Here is an 18,108-nt window from a genome sequence, read left to right as displayed (position 1 = left end):
CCGGGCCGGCCGGTAGCTATCCATCTATCTCCCCGGCGATGCCGCGTTCGATGCTGGCTCTGGTAGTGCCAGGCAAGACCATGAGACCGTCGAGTTCATTGCAGGCCAAGTCGTATGCCCGCGAGCGTTCTTGGGCGGTGGCAGAGCTATCCGCGGCCACCCGCAGCAGGCTCTGGGCACGAGCCAGCCGCTGTTGACCTTCTCGGGAGAAATCACTTCTACGCCGGCGCATCGCCTCGGCTTCGGCGGCGTTGAACGCGGTGACGTAGTTCTGCACCGCATCGAAATACTCTTTGGCCGCATCGCGGTCGTCCAGCAGATCTTCGGCCCGCATTGGGCGGTGAAAGTCCGCCGCCAACTTCGCCTTGTGAAAACGGGTCGTGATCGGGTCCCGCATGTCGGTCATCACCGGGAAATCAAGGAGCTTGGCCACGTCGAGTTCATAGTCCAACCAGCGCGTGTTCGTTTCGTCGTGAGCGTCGATCGCGCGTCGTATCGCCCGCCATTGGGCCGGTTTGCTTCCGGGCAGGGCGTCGTCGGGCTGGCCAACCGCGCGATCCTGAGGGGCGTGATCGACCGCTCCATCCCCCGACCTCCTGTTGAGCGACGAGATCGCCCGGATGCCCGCATAGATCAGCCCGACGATGGGCGCAATCAGCACCAGCAACTCGACCAACCGAAACAGCAGCCCCACCCAAGCCAGGATGCCATCACCGGCGGGGATAGTCAGCGCCGCCGCGCGCCCCCTTCGGGCTAGCGCTTGTGCAGCTGGCCGGCGGCGATCTCGTCGGCCGCCTTGGCCGCGATCCCCCCGGCCAGCCGCGAGGCGATCTCGGGGGCATTGGCGGCAAAGCGCGCCAGCGCCCGCTGGCGTAGCGGCGCCACGGTGACCTCGCCGCGATTGCGCTCGATCGCGGTGACCACGGCGGCACCGACCTGATCGGGCGTGCCGGTACCGATCAGCGGCGGAGCGGTCGCACCGGAGTCCGCGAACATGCCCGCGCCACTGATCGCCCCGGGACTCACCACCGAGACGCCGACCCCAGCCGGGCGCAGATCGTCACGCAGGCACAGCGCGAAACCGCGGATGCCGAATTTCGTCGCCGCGTACAGCGACGCACGCGCGGTGGCCGTCTTGCCGGAAATGGACGAGACGAAGACGAAATGCCCGGACCCTCGTTGGGTGAACGCCGGGATCAGTTCGCGGGTCATCTGGACCGGTATCTCTAGGTTGACCCGCAACGCGCGATCCACCTGCTCGGCGGTGAAGGTTTCCAGTTTCCCGGACGCGGGCAGGGCTGCGTTGGCGACCAGAACGTCGATCTCCCCCGCCTCGGCGAGCAGGGCCAGCGCGGCACCCGGTTCGGCGAGGTCGCTGACGATCGAGCGATGATTCCGTCCCGGAAGCGATGCCGCGAGCTGGTCGAGCTCCGCGGGCTTGCGCGAGCTCAGGATCAGCTCCGCACCGCGGTCGGCCAGTGACGAGGCGATCGCCCGTCCGAGACCGCCCGTGGCGCCGGTAACCAGAACAGTCTTGCCGGATAGTTCCATGGGGACGACGGTAGCCGACGCTGCCCGTTGCCTTCGATCCGACGTGACACCGCCGCACCGGTGCCCGAGGTCGGCCGCCGCGCACCGAGGCATCCACCGGCGCTTTGAGACCGGCCGAGAACCACACTGCGGGAGTAGGTTTGGGGCGTGCGGGGGCGCCGGCGCGCGCACTCACCGAGCGGGCATTGGACCGCACCCCCGCCCCGGGCTGGCCATGGATGACTGGCCGTACGTATCTTGATGTCAATGGCCTTCTTCGATTGTGGCCACGCACCGTCCGCCGTACCCGCGGGGCCCGCGCGGTTGACCGGCATGCCGTTCCACGATTCCGACGATGTCATTCGGGCCGCCCTCGCCGAGGCCAGCGCTACGGCGCTGCTGATGTCGATGGTGCACATGACCGGCAATTTGGGCTTGCTCGACGAACTTCCGGGCCCGTCGATGCTGATCGCCATGGACATCCAGGGCGGCATGAGCGAAGAGTACAAACAGACCGTCCGCGAGCGTGCCTTCGAGGTGGTGCGCGACCACCGTGACCGTGGCTGCCCGGCGCCGTTCCTCCCGAACCGGGTCCAGCTGCAGACCATGCTCGACGTGGCGTCGGCCGGTCAGGTTACCGACGAATTCATCGACTACATTGCCGCGGATCTACGGATCTCAGACGCGGACCAGGATGGCCCGCCGCTGCGGTCCAGTCCAAGTCAACGCAGTGGTTTCCCAGTCTTGGTCATCGGTTGTGGCGAAGCGGGGCTACTGGCCGGAATCAAACTCAAGCAAGCCGGTCTGCCGTTTGTGATCATCGAGAAGCAGGCCGGGGTCGGGGGCACGTGGCGGGCCAACCGATATCCGGGCTGCCGCGTGGACATCGCGAACCATTACTACGCGTACTCGTTCGAGCCTAACGACCATTGGTCGCATTCCTACTCCGAGCAGCCCGAGATCCTGCACTACCTCAATGACGTGGTCCAGCGCTACGAGATCACCCCGCATGTCAGATTCAACACCGAAGTTGTCAGCGCCGCTTGGCAAGACGAATCGGATAGCTGGGCGGTGCGGATCCGCGGCCACGACGGCAGCGCCGAGGTGCTCAGCGCACGCGCGGTCATCTGCGCGGTCGGCCAGTTCAGCAATCCGGTGATCCCGGACATCAAGGGCGGCAAGGATTTCGCGGGTCCGTCGTTTCACACCGCCGATTGGGAGGAGGGCGTTGAGCTCGCCAGCAAGCGGGTCGCGGTGATCGGAGCCGGCGCCAGCGGCTTTCAGCTGGTACCCGCCATCGCCGACATCACCGAACGGGTCGACGTCTACCAGCGCACCGCGCAATGGATGGCGCCCAACATCAACTACCACGCGGCCGTCAGCGATCCGGTCAAATGGGCGGTGCGCCATCTCCCCTGCTACGACAGGTGGCTGCGATTCGTGACCTGGTGGCCGATCGCCGACGGTGCAGCGCACCTGACGGTTATCGACCCGGACTGGGAGAACGGCGGCTTGTCTGTCAGTACCGCCAATCACCAAGTCCGCGAGCTGTTTATCGCCTGGATGCGGACCTTCACCGATGATGAACAGCTGCTGGCAAAGGTTACGCCGAACTATCCGCCGATGGGCAAACGTACCCTGCAGGACAACGGAACATGGCTCAAAACCTTGCAGCGTGACGATGTCGAGCTCATCCGCGAGGGCGTTGCCGAGATCACCGCCCACGGGGTGATCACCCGCGACGGTGTGCACCGGCCGGCCGACGTCTTGATCTGGGCCACCGGATTCGACGTCAACTATCAGCTGGGGCCCATCCGCGTTCGGGGCTTGGACGGCATTGAGCTCAACGACCTGTGGGGCGACGCCGCCTACGCCTATCTCGGCATCAGCGTGCCCGGTTTCCCCAACTTCTATTGCATGTACGGCCCGGGTACCAACGCCGTCAACGGCGCCAGCATCATCTACAACTCCGAGTGCCAGATGCGCTACATCCTGGGCTGTATCGACATGGTGCTGTCCGAGGAGGCTCGCTACGCGGTGCTGCGAGACGGGGTGTGTAGTGACTACAACCAGCGCAGCCAGCGGCAGCTCAAGACCATGGTCTATAATCACCCTGCGGTGTGCAGCAGCTACTACAAGAACGCGGCGGGTGATGCGCCCACCCTGTTCGCTTGGCGCATCCTGGACTATTGGAACTGGACCAACCGCCCCGACCGCAACCACTACGAGTTTCGGCGCTAGGGGGCCTGAGGCTGGTCGCTGACGCTGGCGTGCAGGTGCGTTCGCAGGAACTGGCACTGACTGGCGAAGAACCCCAATGACACCGGCGCATTCGGCGCCAACAGATCGAATGCGTGGAAGGCACCGTCGGCGATCTGCTCATGGACCTCGACACCCGCGTCGCGCAGGCGCGCGGCATAGTCGAGGCATTCCTGATGAAACAGGTCCAGCGTTCCGACGCCGATCCAGGCCGGCGGCAGATTCGACAGGTCGGCACGTCGCGCCGGTGCGGCCGTGCTGGGGTCTGCCCCGGCCAGATACAACTGCCACGCCTGTTGGTTGTCCCGCTCGCTCCAAATGATGCGCTTGTGGCCGTTCGGACCGGAGCCGGTGCGGTCGTCGAGCATGGGGTACACCAACATCTGCAGCACCGGTTCCACATGACCGCGGTCGCAGGCCAGCTGAACCAGCGTGGCCGCGAAAAGAACGCCGGCACTGGCACCGGCCACCGCGATCCGCGACGGATCGACCCACGGCTGCTGGCGCAGCCACAGTAACGCCGCATAACAGTCCTCGACGGGGGTCGGATAGGGGTGCTCGGGCGCCAACCGGTAGTCCACCGCGGCCACCGCGACGCCCGCCAGATGAGACAACTTGCGGCAGTACTGATCCTCCTGAGCGGCGCTGCCCATGACCGTTCCGCCGCCATGGATCCAGAGCAGGGCCGGGCCCGGATCCGGCAATCCGGCTGGCCGGTGCAATCGCACGCTGACCTCGTCGTTGACGGCCACCACCGGCACATCGCGCAGACGTCCGGTAATCCCAGCCAGCTTCATCAGCGCACGTGGCAGCTTGAGGCCGCGATGCAACCCATAGCCTCGCGGCAGGATCCGGGAGATCGCCCGCAAGGCGGGGTCGATTGCGTCGGGCTTGGTGAAGGCCGGCGGACCATCGGAACGGGCTTGCATGCACCATACGATCGCACATCGAGGTGTCCGCATGGGCCTACACCGGTACCGGCGGCGGCCCGGGCGACCCTAGCGGCCGTCGGCGGACATGCCCGCTACCCAAGGCCATCTGAATTAATGACTCAAGTCACTTGAGTGTGCACACGAGGCTAGGTGAGCATAGGTGGGTGACTACCCTTCCTAGTGCCGGATCGCTGTCGATCTCCACCGTTACCGGCGACCCCGTCGCGCGAGTTGTCGCTGACGCCACGGTCGCCGACGTCGCCAACGCGATGATCGCCGACAACGTCGGAGCGATCGTGATCGGGGACGACGACCGGCCTGCCGCCCTGGTGAGCGAACGCGATGTGGTTCGCGTAGTAGCGACCGGAAAGGATCCGAATACGGTGCCCGCCCTCGACGTTGCCAGCACCAAACTGGTGTGGTGCGACTCCGACGCCACCGTCGATCAGGTAGCGAACCAGATGATGGAACACTACATTCGCCACGTTCTGGTGGAACACGATGGCATACCGGCGGGGATCGTCTCGGCTCGTGACCTGCTCGGCGTCTACTGCTCCGATGCCGTTTTGGACTCGGACTAGGGCGTGTCTGCTTAATGTGAATGGTGTTTTGGCTGATGCTGTTTGGGTGATGCGGACGCATGCGATTTCTGATGATTTGTGGTCGCTGATCGTGGCGGTGTTGCCTGCGGGGCGGCGGCGTGGCCGGCCGTGGAACGATCATCGACGTACTCTGGAGGGCATTATCTGGCGTTACCGTACGGGATCTCCGTGGTGTGACCTGCCCGAGCACTTCGGTCCCTGGCAATCGGTGGCCGAGAGGCATCTACGCTGGTCGGTCGATGGCATCTACGCGCGGATCTTCGCGGCGATCGCCTCTGACCTCGACGCCGAGGACGCCGACCTGGGCGCACTGTTGTCGGTCGATTCGACCAGTGTGCGCGCCCACCAACACGCAGCCGGAGCGCCCCGGGCGCCGCACAGGGGGATCTGTCGAATTACAAGAAATATCTCGATGAGCCCGATGACCACGCCATTGGGCGTTCCCGCGGCGGGCTGACTACCAAGATCCACGCCTTGACCGACCAGCTGTGCAGTCCGGTCACCCTGGCACTGTCGGCCGGTCAAGCCGGTGATAATCCGATGCTTTGGCCATTGCTGGCCGCCCGGTGCAGCAACTCATACGCCCCGTTTCACCTGCTGGCGGACAAGGCGTACTCCCATGACTCGACGCGGGCACAGCTGCGCCGGCTCAAGATCGCCCACACCATCCCCGAGCGCAGCGACCAGATCACCCGCCGCAAAGCCAAAGGCCGCAACAGAGGACGGCCTCCGGGGTTCTCAGGCCGAATCTACAAGCACCGCAACACCGTCGAGCGAAGCTTCAACCGGCTCAAACACTGGCGCGCGGTCGCCACCCGCTACGACAAATACGCCCTGACCTACCTCGGCGGTGCCACCCTGGCCGCCATCATCACCTACCACCGCGTCCGCAATTAGCAGACAGGACCTAGGGCGGTGCGCGGCGGCTCTGCGTCGTTCTCGGCCGGCCCGGATCGGCCGTGACAATCCTCAGAATGCCTCTGGATTCTGCGCGATGGCGACCGGTACCGGGTGCTGGTAGAGCCGCGCCGCATTCTCCCAAGTGATCTTGCGAATCACGTCCGCGGGCAGTCCGTCGAGTTGTTCATGCATGGTCTGCTGGGTGTGCGGCCAGGTCGAATCGCAGTGCGGATAGTCGGATTCCACCATGATGTTTTCCGTACCGATTCGATGATGCTGCACGAACGAGGACTTATCCTCCACCGCGCAGAACCAGAAGTTTCGCGTGAAAACCTCTGCTGGCGTCAAACTTTCGCCCATGGCTCGCCAAGTGCCATACATCTCGTGATAGCTGCGCATGTGGTCGAGACGATCGAGCAGTCCGGCAACCCAACCGATTCCCCCCTCGGACAGGCAGATCTTGAGATCCGGAAATCTGCTGGGCAGGCCGGAATACAGCCAGTCCACGGCCGCGGAGATGGCGTAGGCGAAGAACAGCGCGCCCGGGACATCCGCAGGTGCGTCATCGGTGGTCGACGGGGACGAACCCGACGATCCGATATGTAGGTTCACCACCGTGCCGGTCTCGGCGCACGCCGCCATCATCGGGTCCCAGTGGCCCGAGTGAATGCTCGGCAGTCCGAGCATCGCGGGATTCTCGCTGAAGCTGACGGCGCGAAATCCGCGCTCGGCGTTCTCATGGATCAGCTGTGCGCCCGCACTGGGATCCAGCAGCCAGGGCAGCTGGCAGGGAATGATCCGCTCCGGATATGGTCCAGCCCAAGCTTCCAGGTGCCAGTCATTCCAGGCCCGCACCGCGGCCCAGGCGAGTTCGGGATCCTTGGTCACCTGCTGCAGCCGCTGGCCGGCAAACCCCGGCAGAAACGACGGGAAGTTCAGCGATGCGTAGACACCATTGAGATCCATGTCCTTGATACGCTCATGAATATCCCATGCGCCCCATCGCATTTCGTCAAAGCGAACCGGCTCGAAGCCATATTCCGAGACGGGTCGCCCTACCACCGCGTTGAACCCGACGTTGGGCAGTACCTGTCCGTCGTAGACCCACACCTGTCCGCCGTCGTCGGTCTCGACGACTCGTGGTGCGCGGTCGGCGAACCTCTGCGGCAGACGTCCGGTGAAGGTGTCGGGCGGTTCGACGATGTGATCGTCCACCGAAATCACCGTGTAGCAGCGCCGCGCCCTGGGCGGATCCGGCAAGAAAGTGACGCTGCGATCTGCGCCGGTCTTCACCGTGGTGAAGCTGAGGTCGCTGGCCAGTTCGTCGATCGATTTCATCGTCGGCAATCTCTCTGCAGTGCTGGGTGATTCGCGGTCATCGGGGCTCAGCTCAGTACGGCCGGGTCGGCCTTGATGGTCATCCGTGCCGCCCCCGCCCAATAGACGTCGGCAGCCCGTTCGATCAGCGATGACCGCATGCCGGCCATATCGGACCATTTCATCTGTGTGGGTTCTGCACCGGTGAGCATCACGTCGTGGGCCAGCTTGCATACTCGTTCGATCGACGCGGCGCGATAGACGGCTTGGGCGAGATTGCGGCCGGTGGCGATGACGCCGTGGTTGGCCAGAATCGTCAGGTTCGCGCTTCCGATATGTGCCGCGAGGTCGGCCGCACTTGCGGCGCTGTCGATTTCGCCGTCATAGCTTTCGACCAGGCACATGTCGTCGAGGAAGAGCGATCCGGTCTGGTGCACCAGGTCCGGCAGCCGGCCCAGGGCCGCCAGGACACACACGTAGTACGGGTGGTTGTGGATGACCACGCGAGCATCGTCGCGAACTCGGTGCAACTGAGTGTGGATATGGATCGCGGGGGTGACGTCCCACCGGCCCTTGACCACCCGCGCGTCGGCGTCCACCGTGCAGATATCCGAGGCGGTGAGTTCCTGCCACCACAGCCCCCATGGATTGACCAGCATGTCGGTTTGGCCGTCGGGCTGCCAGGTGATGTGACCGGCATGTTCTCTGCGAACCCGATGCCCGCGAGGTGGCGGAAGGCAACGGCGAGCGCCTGCGCATCGGATAGCTCCACACCGATCGGAGGAATCACCGATGGCGCCCATATCTGCAGGCCACCTTGGCGTGCGTCAGGAGCGTTCATGCTCGGTCTCCATCCTGGCTCGAATATCGTCTCGAAGCTGCCCTTTGGCAATCTTGCCGCCGGAGGATCGGGGCAGTTCGTCGACCACGACGAGTCGTTCGGGCAGTAGTTCTTTGGAATACCCCAGCGCCAAGAGGTGCTCGACGAGTTCGGTTCGATCGAGGCGCTGCGAGTCGGCGAGCTCGACGTAGAGGCAGACCTTCTCCCCGAAAACCGGATCGGGCATCGACACCGCCGCAGCGATCGCGACGGCCGGGTGGGTCAGCGCCGCATCCTCGACCTGACCGGCGCTGATGTTCTTTCCGCCGCGCAAGATGAAGTCCGAGGTCCGGCCGGTGACGGTCAGATAGCCGTCCGGATCGATCTCGCAGATATCACCCATGCGCATCCACCCGTCCCGGGTGAACAACTTCTCGTGATCGGTTCCGCCCAGATAGCCGAGGCTGGTCGCCGGTCCGCGGCACGCGGGCTGGCCCCGGCCCGACGCGGTGACGTCACGGTCCCCGTCGAAAAGCCGCACCGACATTTCCGGAACAACCCGCCCACCCGTCCTGAGGCGACGCTCCCGCGAGTCGCGCAAGGTGGTCGCACTGAGCAATCCGGTCTCGTTGGAGCCATAGAACTGCAGAATGGTTGCGCCGGTGAGATCCTCGAACTCAGTGGCGCGCCGGTACGGCAACGCCTCGCCGCCGGCGAAGACGACCCGCAGCGAGCTCAGATCATAGGCCCGGCACCAGTGGTCGGCCATGAGCATCGTCAATTGGGTACTGACACAGCACAACACCGTGACCCGGCGCCGAGCGATTGCCTCACATGCGGCCAGCGTCGTGAACCGATCGAGAATCACCGCGCTGGCCCCCAGGTAAATGGGTGTGGTGTGGCTGGTCCAGATGCCGAATCCGAAGGGCATGGGAATCACCGGCAGGACTACGTCCTGCGGCGTCAACATGCCATTGGCGACCGCGTGCTGATGAAAGTAGTGCCAACGGTTCTGGGTATGCACCACAAATTTGGGTGCCCCCGTGGTGCCCGAGGTGGAGTTGATCAGGAACACATCATCGGGACCGAGGCGTCGCTCGTTTCCGAGCTCGCTTTCGAGCCCATTTTCGGGCGCCACCGGCACCGGCTTACCGTCGAAGCGCAGCGTTTTACCCTCGCGCACTAAGACACCCGAGGGCACCGGAAGCTGTGCGCTCAACTCGGTCGCGGCGGCGCTGCGCGGGGCGTCGCTGACCAGGAGCTTGACCTGCGCGGCGCGCAATATCTGGGTGGCTTCCCGGACACCGGCGCGTGCACCGATGCCCACCACCACGGCGCCACAGCGCTCGATGGCGATGAACAACGCATGTAGCGCGGCGCAGTCGCCGTGCCATACCGCCACCCGGTCGCCGGGCAGCACGCCAGTTCCGGCCAGCTGTTCGGCTAGACTGGTTGCCGCACAGTCGAATTCACTCCACGTTAGCAGTGACGCCGGGTAGTCGATATAGGCGGCATGATGCGGCGAGCATTCGGCGTTTCGTCTTACCGCGTCCGATAGCGTCGAGTCGGACCACCAGCCTGCGGCGTGGTAGCGGATCGCCTCCTGGGTGCTGAATGCCAGAGATCCCGCCACATCGCGCCGACCGACAGCCATAACCAAATGATAGGAAAATAACGTGCCGCTCCACACCGACCCGCGACGGTTGGTGTCGGCCCCGCACCCAGGAGACAACCGAGATACCCCGTTCGCCAGGTGTCCCTCGGATGCTGCGCTACTCTCCCCCAAACCCGTAATCGTGCAACTGCGCGCGAAAGTCGGGTCGAAGACGGTAGCGGGCAGTATTGTCCGTGGCTCAGACAAACCATGGGAGCAAGCGCGACGGAGATGCCCGACGGTATCTCGATCCGGCAAGCTGAACCGGCGGACTACCACAACGTCGCGCAGATGCACTACCCGAGCTGGCGGCTTTCCTACCGCGGCATCATGACGCCCGAGACCCTCGATCTGTTCGATTGGCAGGAGTGGATCGACGAGGAGTACCCGCGCAGGCTCGCCAGAGCCGGCTGGTCCATGTGGCTAGCCGAGTCGGGCGGCCAGATCGTCGGGATGAGCATTTTCGGGCCGGAGCCCGACAATCCGGATCAGCTGGAGATCGACTCGCTCTACGTCGCCGCCGGCAATGATCGCCGGGGCATCGGCGGCCTGCTGCTTGCCAATGCGCTCAACTCGGCGCCGTTACATGACGCGGTCTTGTGGTGTGCCGAGAAGAACTATCGAGCACGACGGTTCTATCAGAAGAACGGCTTCCAGCTCGATGGCCGTTCATTCGCCTGGACGCTGGTACCCGGGGTCCTGGTCATACCGCAGATTGGCTTCACGCTGCACCACTCGAGATCCCAGAGCTGAATCCTGACCTCACCGCGGCGGTCGCCCGGTGGCTGATCTGCGGTTTCGTGTCACCAAGGAGTTACCAAGAATCCTCCAAGGACCGAGCGGCAAGGTGCAGTCGACCAGAACCGATCGACCACAGCGAGGAGCCCGAGACCACCCATGGCCATTGTGGAATCGCCGCCAGGCCACCCCTACCCGCACTTGCCCGCCTCGTTCTACGGCACCCCATCGGGATCGCCCCCGGGTCCCACCGGGTACCTGGGGCACCCCAGACGCCACCCGTGGGAAATCGGGCTGCTGGTGCTGGTCATCGTGTCCAGCGTGCTGCTCTACCTGGTCGCGGCCGCCGTGGTGCTGTCGGGCAAGTCCAGCCTGCTCTGGATTTCCATCGTGGCCACGCCGATCGTGCTGTTCGCGCTGCGCGGGCTGACCTACGGCAAGCAGCGCGCCAACGGTGTCAAGATGTCACCGACCCAGTTCGCCGAAGGCTACTGGCTCGTCGTCGAGGCGGCCCGCCGGTTCGGGCTCAGCGAGGTTCCCGACGCCTACGTGGTGCTGGGCAACGGGCTGATCAACGCCTTCTCCAGCGGGCACGGCTTTCGCCGCTACGTCGTGGTGTACAGCGACCTGTTCGAAATCGGCGGTCAAGCCCGCGACCCCGAGGCGCTCGCCTTCATCATCGGCCATGAGGTCGGCCATATCGCGGCCGGGCATGCCTCGTACTGGCGCCAGCTGATGCAACTTGCGATGCGCGTTCCGCTGTTGGGGCCGACCCTGTCGCGGTCGATGGAGTACACCGCCGACAACTACGGCTACGCGTTCCGTCCCGCAGGTGCCCGCAAGGCCATCGGTGTGCTCAGTGCCGGAAAGTATCTGCTCCGGTCGGTGGATTTCGACGGCATGGCCGACCGGGCCGGGTCCGAGACCGGGTTCTTCGTCTGGCTGGCCAACATGGTGTCCTCGCATCCGGTGAACACCTGGCGCGCAGCCGCGCTGCGCAACCGCATGGTTGCGGGTTCGCTGTTCTTCCGGCCCAAACAGCCGGCCCCGGTGCCGCCGACGGCCTGGGCGGTCCCCGGCGACGGCGGATGGGCCAGGTAGTCCCCCCAGCCTCGCGTTCAATAGCCTGGGCACGGGAATCATCCGGTCCGGCAACGCAGGAGGCAGCGGCAGTGCGATCCATATCGATGGGCCAGTTGGGGGCGGGACTGGCCAGCGGAGCGATCGCCGGCGCCGCCGGCACCACCGCGCTCAATGTGATCGCCTACCTGGACATCGCGGTGCGGGGCCGCTCCACCAGTACGACCCCGGAAGACACCGTCAATGCCATGGCGCGATTGCTGCACCTGACGGTTCCGGGTACCGGGGACGTGCTGGCCAACCGCGTCGCCGGTCTCGGCGCGCTGACCGGCGACGCGGCCGGGATTGGGATGGGCCTGGTTCTTGGGCTTGCCTACGGCCTGGGTTGGCGGCCGCGGTTGCTGGTGGCCATGCTGGTCGCAACGGCCCTCGCCCTGGTGGGTACCAACGGACCGATGACCCTGCTCGGGGTGACCGACCCCAGGACCTGGGGCCTCGTCGGCTGGATCAGTGATCTGGTCCCGCACCTCGGATATGGCTTGGTCACCGCGCTGGTCTTGCATTACACGGCCTTGCGCAAGCGCCACCAACCACTGGATCCACGCTAGGCCGGTTCGCCAGGAACCCGACCCCGCGGCCGATCACCCGCCCTTGAGGCGAATCTTCCACCGCACGAAGCTGACGTAGCACAAGCTGATGAACGCGAGCATGGCCATGTCAAACCACCAGGCACCAGCCGTGTGATGCCAGTGCGAATCCTTCGGAGTCAGCGGACCGGGCACGAGTTTGATCAGGTCGACGGTCGAGGCCGAGGTGGCAAATCCCCATCGTGCCGGTGTGGCCCAGGACATCTGGTCCAACCCCAGGCGGTCGGTGACGGGAATCATGCCGCCGGAGAACACCAACTGCGACATCACCGCGACCACCAGCAGCGGCATGATCTGTTCGTTCGACTTGGCCACCGCCGATAGCGCCAGTCCGAGCATCGCTGAAGCGACGCAGGTGGCGGCGACGTCGGCGAACAGTTCGAGCCCAGGTTTGCCCAGCGCCACGGCGCCCTGGGTGGGACCGCCCTTGCCGATCAGCACGATGATGGTGACAATCGCCGATTGAACGACCGCAAACACCGTGTAGACGCAGATCTTCGCCAGCAGGTACGCGGTGGTGGACAGGCCGACCGCCTGTTCGCGCCGGAAGATGGCCCGCTCGCCGATGAGATCTCGGATTGTCAGCGCGGTCCCCATGAAGACCGCACCGACATTGAGCAACACCAGAATCTGACCCGGCTCGTTGGGTGCGGTCCCCATCGGATTGGGCATGCCGAAGCTGACGTCCCCGGGTACCGACATCGACAGCGAGCCCATGATGAACGGCAATATCGCCAGGAAGATGAAATAGCCTCGGTCCGAGATGATCAGCCGCATCTGGCGTCTGGCGATGGTGGAGAACTGGCGGAACAAGCTGGTGTGCGACGGGTCGCCGCCCAGCTCCCCAGGGCGCTCCACCGGCGGCGCTGGCGGGGGTGGCCCCGTCTGCGCCAAGTAGCGCGCCTGTGCCCCCTCCGGGTCGTCGGCGACCGTGCTGAAGATGTCGGCCCAGTTTGTCGTCCCCATGGCCGGACCGATCTGGCTGGGCGGCCCGCAGAACGCCGTCTTGCCGCCCGGTGCCAGCAACAGAACCTGATCGCAGACATCGAGGTAGGTCAGTGAGTGAGTGACAACCAGCACCACACGACCGGCGTCGGCCAACTGCCGCAGCATGGTCATGACCTGCCGGTCCAACGCCGGATCCAGACCGGATGTGGGCTCATCCAGGATCAGCAGCGACGGTCCCGTCAGCAGTTCGAGGGCCACCGATGCACGTTTGCGCTGACCTCCCGACAGTTTGTCGACCCGCGTCTCGAGGTGCTTGGACATCTCCAGCTCTTCGAGGACCCGGACGACCACCTGTTCGCGGTCCTCCTTGGTGGTGTCCGGCGGCAGCCGCAGTTCGGCCGCATACATCAACGCCTGCCGGACCGTCAGTTGACCGTGGACCACGTCGTCTTGCGGCACCATGCCGATCCTGCTGCGCAGGGAGGCGTATTCGGCATGAATGTTGTGGCCTTCAAAAGTCACCGTGCCGTTGGTCGGGTGCGTGTACCCGGCGACCAGCCTGGCGAAAGTTGATTTGCCGGCACCGGACGGGCCGATGACCGCGGTGAGCATCCCCGGGCGTGCCGCCAACGAGATGTTGTCCAGCAGCGTCTTGTTGCCCTCGATCGTCCACGTCACCCCGTGCACGTCAAGGCCCCCGGTGCGCGTCTCGAGCAGGCTCTCTTCGCGGCGGGCCAGCGCACCATTGGCGAAAATGAGGTCGATGTTGCCGATCGTGACGACGTCGCCGTCATGCAGCAGTGCCGCCTCGACCCTGGCACCGTTAACGAATGTGCCGTTGATGCTGCGGTTGTCCCGGATCTCGGTGCCCTGCGGTGTCGGGATCAGGGTGGCGTGGTGACGCGACGCCAGCACCTCGGGAATGACGATGTCGTTGTCGTCGGCGCGGCCGATCGTCACCGCTCCCGGCGGCAATTCGCCCGCCGCCCTGCCCGGACGCAGAATCTTCATCATCGAGGTGGCTATGTTGCCGGTTTCGCCGGGCGCGCGCCCGACCACGAGGGGGGCCGGGGGCGCCGGGCTGGCCCCCGGCGGCCGGTATATCTGCGGGGCCGGCTGAGCGCCGGTTTGCGACCGCGACGTCTGCGGGCCGCTGGGGTATTGCGGTTGCTGGGCCGACGGCTGCACGTGCTGCGGTCCGCTGGGAGGTTGAGCCGGCATCCGCGTGGTCGGCGGGGCCGGCTGCGGCGGAACGGGCCGGTGCGACCCGGTTTGCGGGGGCGCCTGGCTGGGCCATGCCCCGCTGGGCATGGGCGGGGGCACCTGCATGACCGCGGTTGGCGGTGGGCGCCCGACCGAACCTTGCTGACGGCGGCCGACTCCGAAGTCCAGCGCCGGACCATCCGGGTTGCCGATGTTGACCCGCTGGCCATCTTGGATGTCGACAACCGGTACTCGCCGGTTGTTGATGTAGAGCCCATTGAGACTGCCATTGTCAATGGCGATCCATCGGCCTTGATCGAAGCGCAGCAGCAGATGCACCCGTGAGATCAGCGGGTCCGCGACGCGGACGTCTGCCCGCAAATCACGGCCAATGACTACGTCGTGGCCTGCGGCGAAGGTGCGCTCAGCTCCGTTGTACCGCACGGTCAGCACCGGCGGGGCGGCTGTTTGGGTCATCGGTACCAACTGTAATGGCACCGGCGCTCCGGGCAGAACAGGGCGCGGATATGTGTTAGCCGCGCCGATCCGCCGCGGCCACTGACATTTCACGCGGCACGTCATATGGTCGGTCTACGGAGCCTCCCGGAGGAGAGATCGTGAGCACCTTGTCCAGTGGCCTGCGAACGCTCAGCTACGAAGCATTCATCTACTTCTATTAATTCTATCCGTTGGTCATGATGGATGTGACGCGACTGCAGGCCCTCAACGCGGCACCCGGCACCGGCCCCGGCGCCGGCCCGCCCAATCACTTCTCGCACATGCGGGCGTTCCCGTCGGCCGACTTCCGCGCGGTGGTGCGGCCCAACTTCGACACGCTGTACTCCTCGGCCTGGCTGGACCTGCGCAACGGTCCGGTCCGCCTGCAGTCGGCGGACACCGACGATCGCTACTACATGCTGCCGATGCTGGACATGTGGACAGACGTTTTCGCCAATCCCGGCAAGCGCACCAGCGGGACGGGTCCACTTGATCTCGTGATCGCCGGCCCTGGCTACCACGGCGAAAGCGGCGAACAACCGCGCCCAACCACGGTCGTGGCCGCGCCGACACCGTTTGTCTGGATCATCGGCCGCACCCAGACCAACGGGCCAGCCGACTACCCGGCCGTTCACCGGGTACAGGACGGCTACTCCCTCACTGAGCTCGGCAGCGGGGCGCAGGCCAGTGCGGGAGACAAGCGACCAGACTTTGACCCGACTACCGAGCCGCCCAGAATCGTCAACGGCATGGCAGCGCTGGACTACCTCTCGTATGCGGCCGATCTGCTGGGCGTCAATCCACCACACCCGACCGACTACTCCGTGCTTGCCCGGCTGGCCAACCTCGGCATCGAAGCGGGAAGCCCGTTCGATGCGAGCCGGTTCAACGCGGACCAAGTCGCAGAGTTCGAGCGCGGCAGAAGCGATGCGCTCAACGACATCCTCAAGAGCGCCACCAAGCTTGGGGCCAACGTCGACGGCTGGATCAGCCTGACCGAGAGCATGGGCGTCTACGGCAACAACTACCTACGACGCGCGGTGGTGGCCCTCATCGGTCTGGGAGCCAACCCCGCCGAGGACGCCGTATACCCGTTCCTCGCCACCGATGAGCACGGAGATCCGCTGGCCGGCGAACACGACTACGTCATCCACTTCGACGCGGACAAGCTACCCCCGGTGGACGCATTCTGGTCGGTCACGATGTATGACGCCGAAGGCTTTCAAGTGGCCAACGAGCTGAACCGATTCGCCATCGGCGACCGTGACGAGCTGCGCTACAACGACGACGGCTCATTGGACCTCTATCTCGCGCACACCGACCCCGGTCCCGAGCGCCAGTCGAACTGGCTCCCGGCCCCGTTGGGCCCGCTGGGCGTGACCATGCGGTTGTACGCGCCGAGGCCCGAGGTGGTCGCCGGCGAATGGTCGCTACCCCCGGTGCGCAAGGCCTGACTCAAACATCGGCCGTGGCCTTGGCGCCCAGAGGTGCCGCCGCGGCTGCGGCGGTGTCTAGCCCTCGAATCCGTGATAGTGCATCACGTGCTTGATCCGGGTGTAGTCCTCGAACCCGTACATGGACAGGTCCTTGCCGTAGCCGGAGTGCTTGAAACCGCCGTGCGGCATCTCGGCAACCAGCGGAATGTGGGTGTTGATCCACACACACCCGAAGTCCAGCCGTGCTCCCATGCGTGCGGCGGTGTCGACGTCCTTGGTCCACACCGAGGATGCGAGACCGTATTCGGTGCCGTTGGCGAAAAACAGGGCCTGCTGCTCGTCGCTGAAACGCTGCGCGGTGACGACCGGGCCGAAGATCTCGGTCTGAATCAATTCGTCGTCCTGTTGCAGGTCGACAATCAACGTGGGCTCGTAGAAGAAGCCCGCGCAGTCTTTCTGCTTGCCGCCGGCAAGAATTCGGGCGTGCGCCGGTGCACGGGACACCAAGCCATCGATGTGGCGCATCTGGTTGCTGTTGTTGATGGGACCAAACAAGATGTCCTCATCCGCGGGGTCATAGCCTGTCCTGGTGCCGGCCACCGACTCGGCCATCGCCGACAGGAACTCGTCGTAGATGCCGTCCTGGATGATCAGCCGAGTGGCGGCGGTGCAATCCTGGCCCGCGTTGAAATAGCCTGCCGCGGTAAGTCCCTCCACCGCCGCCGCGATGTCGGCGTCATTGAAGATGACTACCGGCGCCTTGCCTCCCAGCTCGAGATGCGCACGTTTGAGGTCGTTGGCCGCGCTGGCCGCCACCGCCATACCTGCCCTGGTGGAGCCGGTGATCGACACCAGCTGTGGCACCGGGTGCGCCACCAGTGCCGCACCGGTGTCGCGGTCGCCGCACACCAGGTTGCACACCCCGGGCGGGAAGATCTCCTGCATCTTCTCGACCATCCAGTAGGACGACGCGGGCGTGCTGTCCGAAGGCTTGAGTACCACGGTGCAGCCGGCGGCCAGCGCCGGGGCAAACTTCCACACCGCCATCATCATCGGGTAATTCCAGGGCGCTACCTGGGCAACCGGGCCCACCGGCTCCCGTCGAATCGACGACGTGTGCCCACGCATGTATTCGCCCTGTGAGCGGCCTTCCAGAACCCGCGCCGCGCCGGCGAAGAACCGGATCTGATCAACCATCGGCGGAATTTCCTCCGACATGGTCAACGACATTGGCTTGCCCGTGTTCTCGCACTCGAGCGCGACAAGTTCCTCGGCGTTGTCCTCGATGAGGTCGGCGAGCCGCAGCAGCGCACGCTGCCGTTCGCTGGGGGTGGACCAACGCCACGACTCGAACGCCTTGGCCGCCGCGGTGAACGCGTCATCGACATCTTTGCCAGAGGAATTCGGCGCCGATGCATAGACTTCGCCCGTCGACGGGTTGACGATATCCATCGTGTTTCCGTCCGGCGTTGCCTGGATTTCTCCGCCAATGATGTTGTGAAAAACTTTCTTTTCCACCATGGTGTCCCGTTCTACGAGTAGCG

The 18,108-nt window shown here is 65.1% G+C and carries 12 protein-coding genes and 3 pseudogenes; 7 read left to right on the top strand and 8 right to left on the bottom strand.

All coding sequences use genetic code 11. The annotated features are described in order from the left end of the window. Window positions 1-16: 16 nt before the first annotated feature. Both G6N41_RS17655 and G6N41_RS17650 read right to left on the bottom strand, forming a co-directional pair. A complete protein-coding gene (locus tag G6N41_RS17655; RefSeq protein WP_020728898.1) occupies window positions 17-694 on the bottom strand; it encodes a hypothetical protein in 678 nt (225 codons plus the stop codon). A gap of 59 nt (window positions 695-753) precedes the next feature. Beyond that, window positions 754-1,551 carry an SDR family NAD(P)-dependent oxidoreductase gene (locus G6N41_RS17650; RefSeq protein WP_012394345.1) on the bottom strand — a complete coding sequence of 266 codons (798 nt, stop codon included), beginning with the start codon at window positions 1,549-1,551 and terminating at the stop codon, window positions 754-756. Between the two features lie 246 nt (window positions 1,552-1,797). Here G6N41_RS17650 and G6N41_RS17645 point away from each other — a divergent pair, with 246 nt between their 5' ends. After that, entirely contained in the window at window positions 1,798-3,771 is a 1,974-nt protein-coding gene (locus tag G6N41_RS17645; RefSeq protein WP_198965261.1) for a flavin-containing monooxygenase, read from the top strand. On the opposite strand, the gene G6N41_RS17640 is transcribed toward G6N41_RS17645, so the two are convergent. Continuing rightward, window positions 3,768-4,718, bottom strand: a complete 951-nt coding sequence (locus G6N41_RS17640; RefSeq protein WP_198965260.1) for an alpha/beta hydrolase — start codon at window positions 4,716-4,718, stop codon at window positions 3,768-3,770. The two genes, G6N41_RS17645 and G6N41_RS17640, sit on opposite strands and share 4 nt — an antisense overlap. Window positions 4,719-4,885: 167 nt before the next feature. Here G6N41_RS17640 and G6N41_RS17635 point away from each other — a divergent pair, with 167 nt between their 5' ends. Together G6N41_RS17635 and G6N41_RS17630 are read left to right on the top strand one after the other, a co-directional pair. Beyond that, the gene (locus G6N41_RS17635; protein ID WP_012394342.1) at window positions 4,886-5,302 is read left to right on the top strand and encodes a CBS domain-containing protein; all 417 of its coding nucleotides are present in this window, start codon (window positions 4,886-4,888) and stop codon (window positions 5,300-5,302) included. A gap of 46 nt (window positions 5,303-5,348) precedes the next feature. Then, window positions 5,349-6,220 (top strand): annotated as a pseudogene (locus G6N41_RS17630) (IS5 family transposase). A 72-nt stretch (window positions 6,221-6,292) separates the two neighbouring features. Here the strand turns inward: G6N41_RS17630 and G6N41_RS17625 are convergent. The 3 genes and pseudogenes from G6N41_RS17625 to G6N41_RS17615 all read right to left on the bottom strand — a co-directional run bounded on the left by G6N41_RS17625 (window position 6,293) and on the right by G6N41_RS17615 (window position 10,014). Next, entirely contained in the window at window positions 6,293-7,561 is a 1,269-nt protein-coding gene (locus G6N41_RS17625) for an amidohydrolase family protein (protein ID WP_198965259.1), read from the bottom strand. Window positions 7,562-7,608: 47 nt separating this feature from the next. Then, window positions 7,609-8,381: pseudogene (locus G6N41_RS17620) on the bottom strand (class II aldolase/adducin family protein). Then, window positions 8,368-10,014 (bottom strand): class I adenylate-forming enzyme family protein, encoded by a 1,647-nt coding sequence (locus G6N41_RS17615; protein ID WP_198965258.1) that lies wholly within the window; start codon window positions 10,012-10,014, stop codon window positions 8,368-8,370. Before G6N41_RS17615 ends, G6N41_RS17620 begins: the two are co-directional and overlap by 14 nt. A gap of 231 nt (window positions 10,015-10,245) precedes the next feature. Between G6N41_RS17615 and G6N41_RS17610 the strand changes: the two genes are divergently transcribed. The 3 genes from G6N41_RS17610 to G6N41_RS17600 all read left to right on the top strand — a co-directional run bounded on the left by G6N41_RS17610 (window position 10,246) and on the right by G6N41_RS17600 (window position 12,440). Further along, window positions 10,246-10,767 carry a GNAT family N-acetyltransferase gene (locus tag G6N41_RS17610; protein ID WP_198965257.1) on the top strand — a complete coding sequence of 174 codons (522 nt, stop codon included), beginning with the start codon at window positions 10,246-10,248 and terminating at the stop codon, window positions 10,765-10,767. A gap of 144 nt (window positions 10,768-10,911) precedes the next feature. Further along, window positions 10,912-11,853: a M48 family metallopeptidase gene (locus G6N41_RS17605; protein WP_231608566.1), complete on the top strand. Its 942-nt coding sequence runs from the start codon at window positions 10,912-10,914 to the stop codon at window positions 11,851-11,853. Window positions 11,854-11,924: 71 nt separating this feature from the next. Then, window positions 11,925-12,440 (top strand): hypothetical protein, encoded by a 516-nt coding sequence (locus G6N41_RS17600; RefSeq protein WP_198965256.1) that lies wholly within the window; start codon window positions 11,925-11,927, stop codon window positions 12,438-12,440. Window positions 12,441-12,473: 33 nt separating this feature from the next. On the opposite strand, the gene G6N41_RS17595 is transcribed toward G6N41_RS17600, so the two are convergent. After that, a complete protein-coding gene (locus G6N41_RS17595) occupies window positions 12,474-15,107 on the bottom strand; it encodes an FHA domain-containing protein (protein WP_198965255.1) in 2,634 nt (877 codons plus the stop codon). Window positions 15,108-15,247: 140 nt separating this feature from the next. Between G6N41_RS17595 and G6N41_RS17590 the strand changes: the two are divergent. Beyond that, a pseudogene (locus tag G6N41_RS17590) lies at window positions 15,248-16,582 on the top strand (DUF1254 domain-containing protein). A 57-nt stretch (window positions 16,583-16,639) separates the two neighbouring features. On the opposite strand, the gene G6N41_RS17585 reads toward G6N41_RS17590, so the two are convergent. Further along, entirely contained in the window at window positions 16,640-18,085 is a 1,446-nt protein-coding gene (locus G6N41_RS17585; RefSeq protein WP_198967906.1) for a gamma-aminobutyraldehyde dehydrogenase, read from the bottom strand. Window positions 18,086-18,108: the final 23 nt, after the last annotated feature.

Origin of the sequence: Mycobacterium shottsii (genome assembly GCF_010728525.1) — a bacterium.
GTDB lineage: Bacteria > Actinomycetota > Actinomycetes > Mycobacteriales > Mycobacteriaceae > Mycobacterium > Mycobacterium marinum.
The sequence above is the reverse complement of the archived record's forward strand: the minus strand, read 5'-3'. Positions and strand labels throughout refer to the sequence as shown.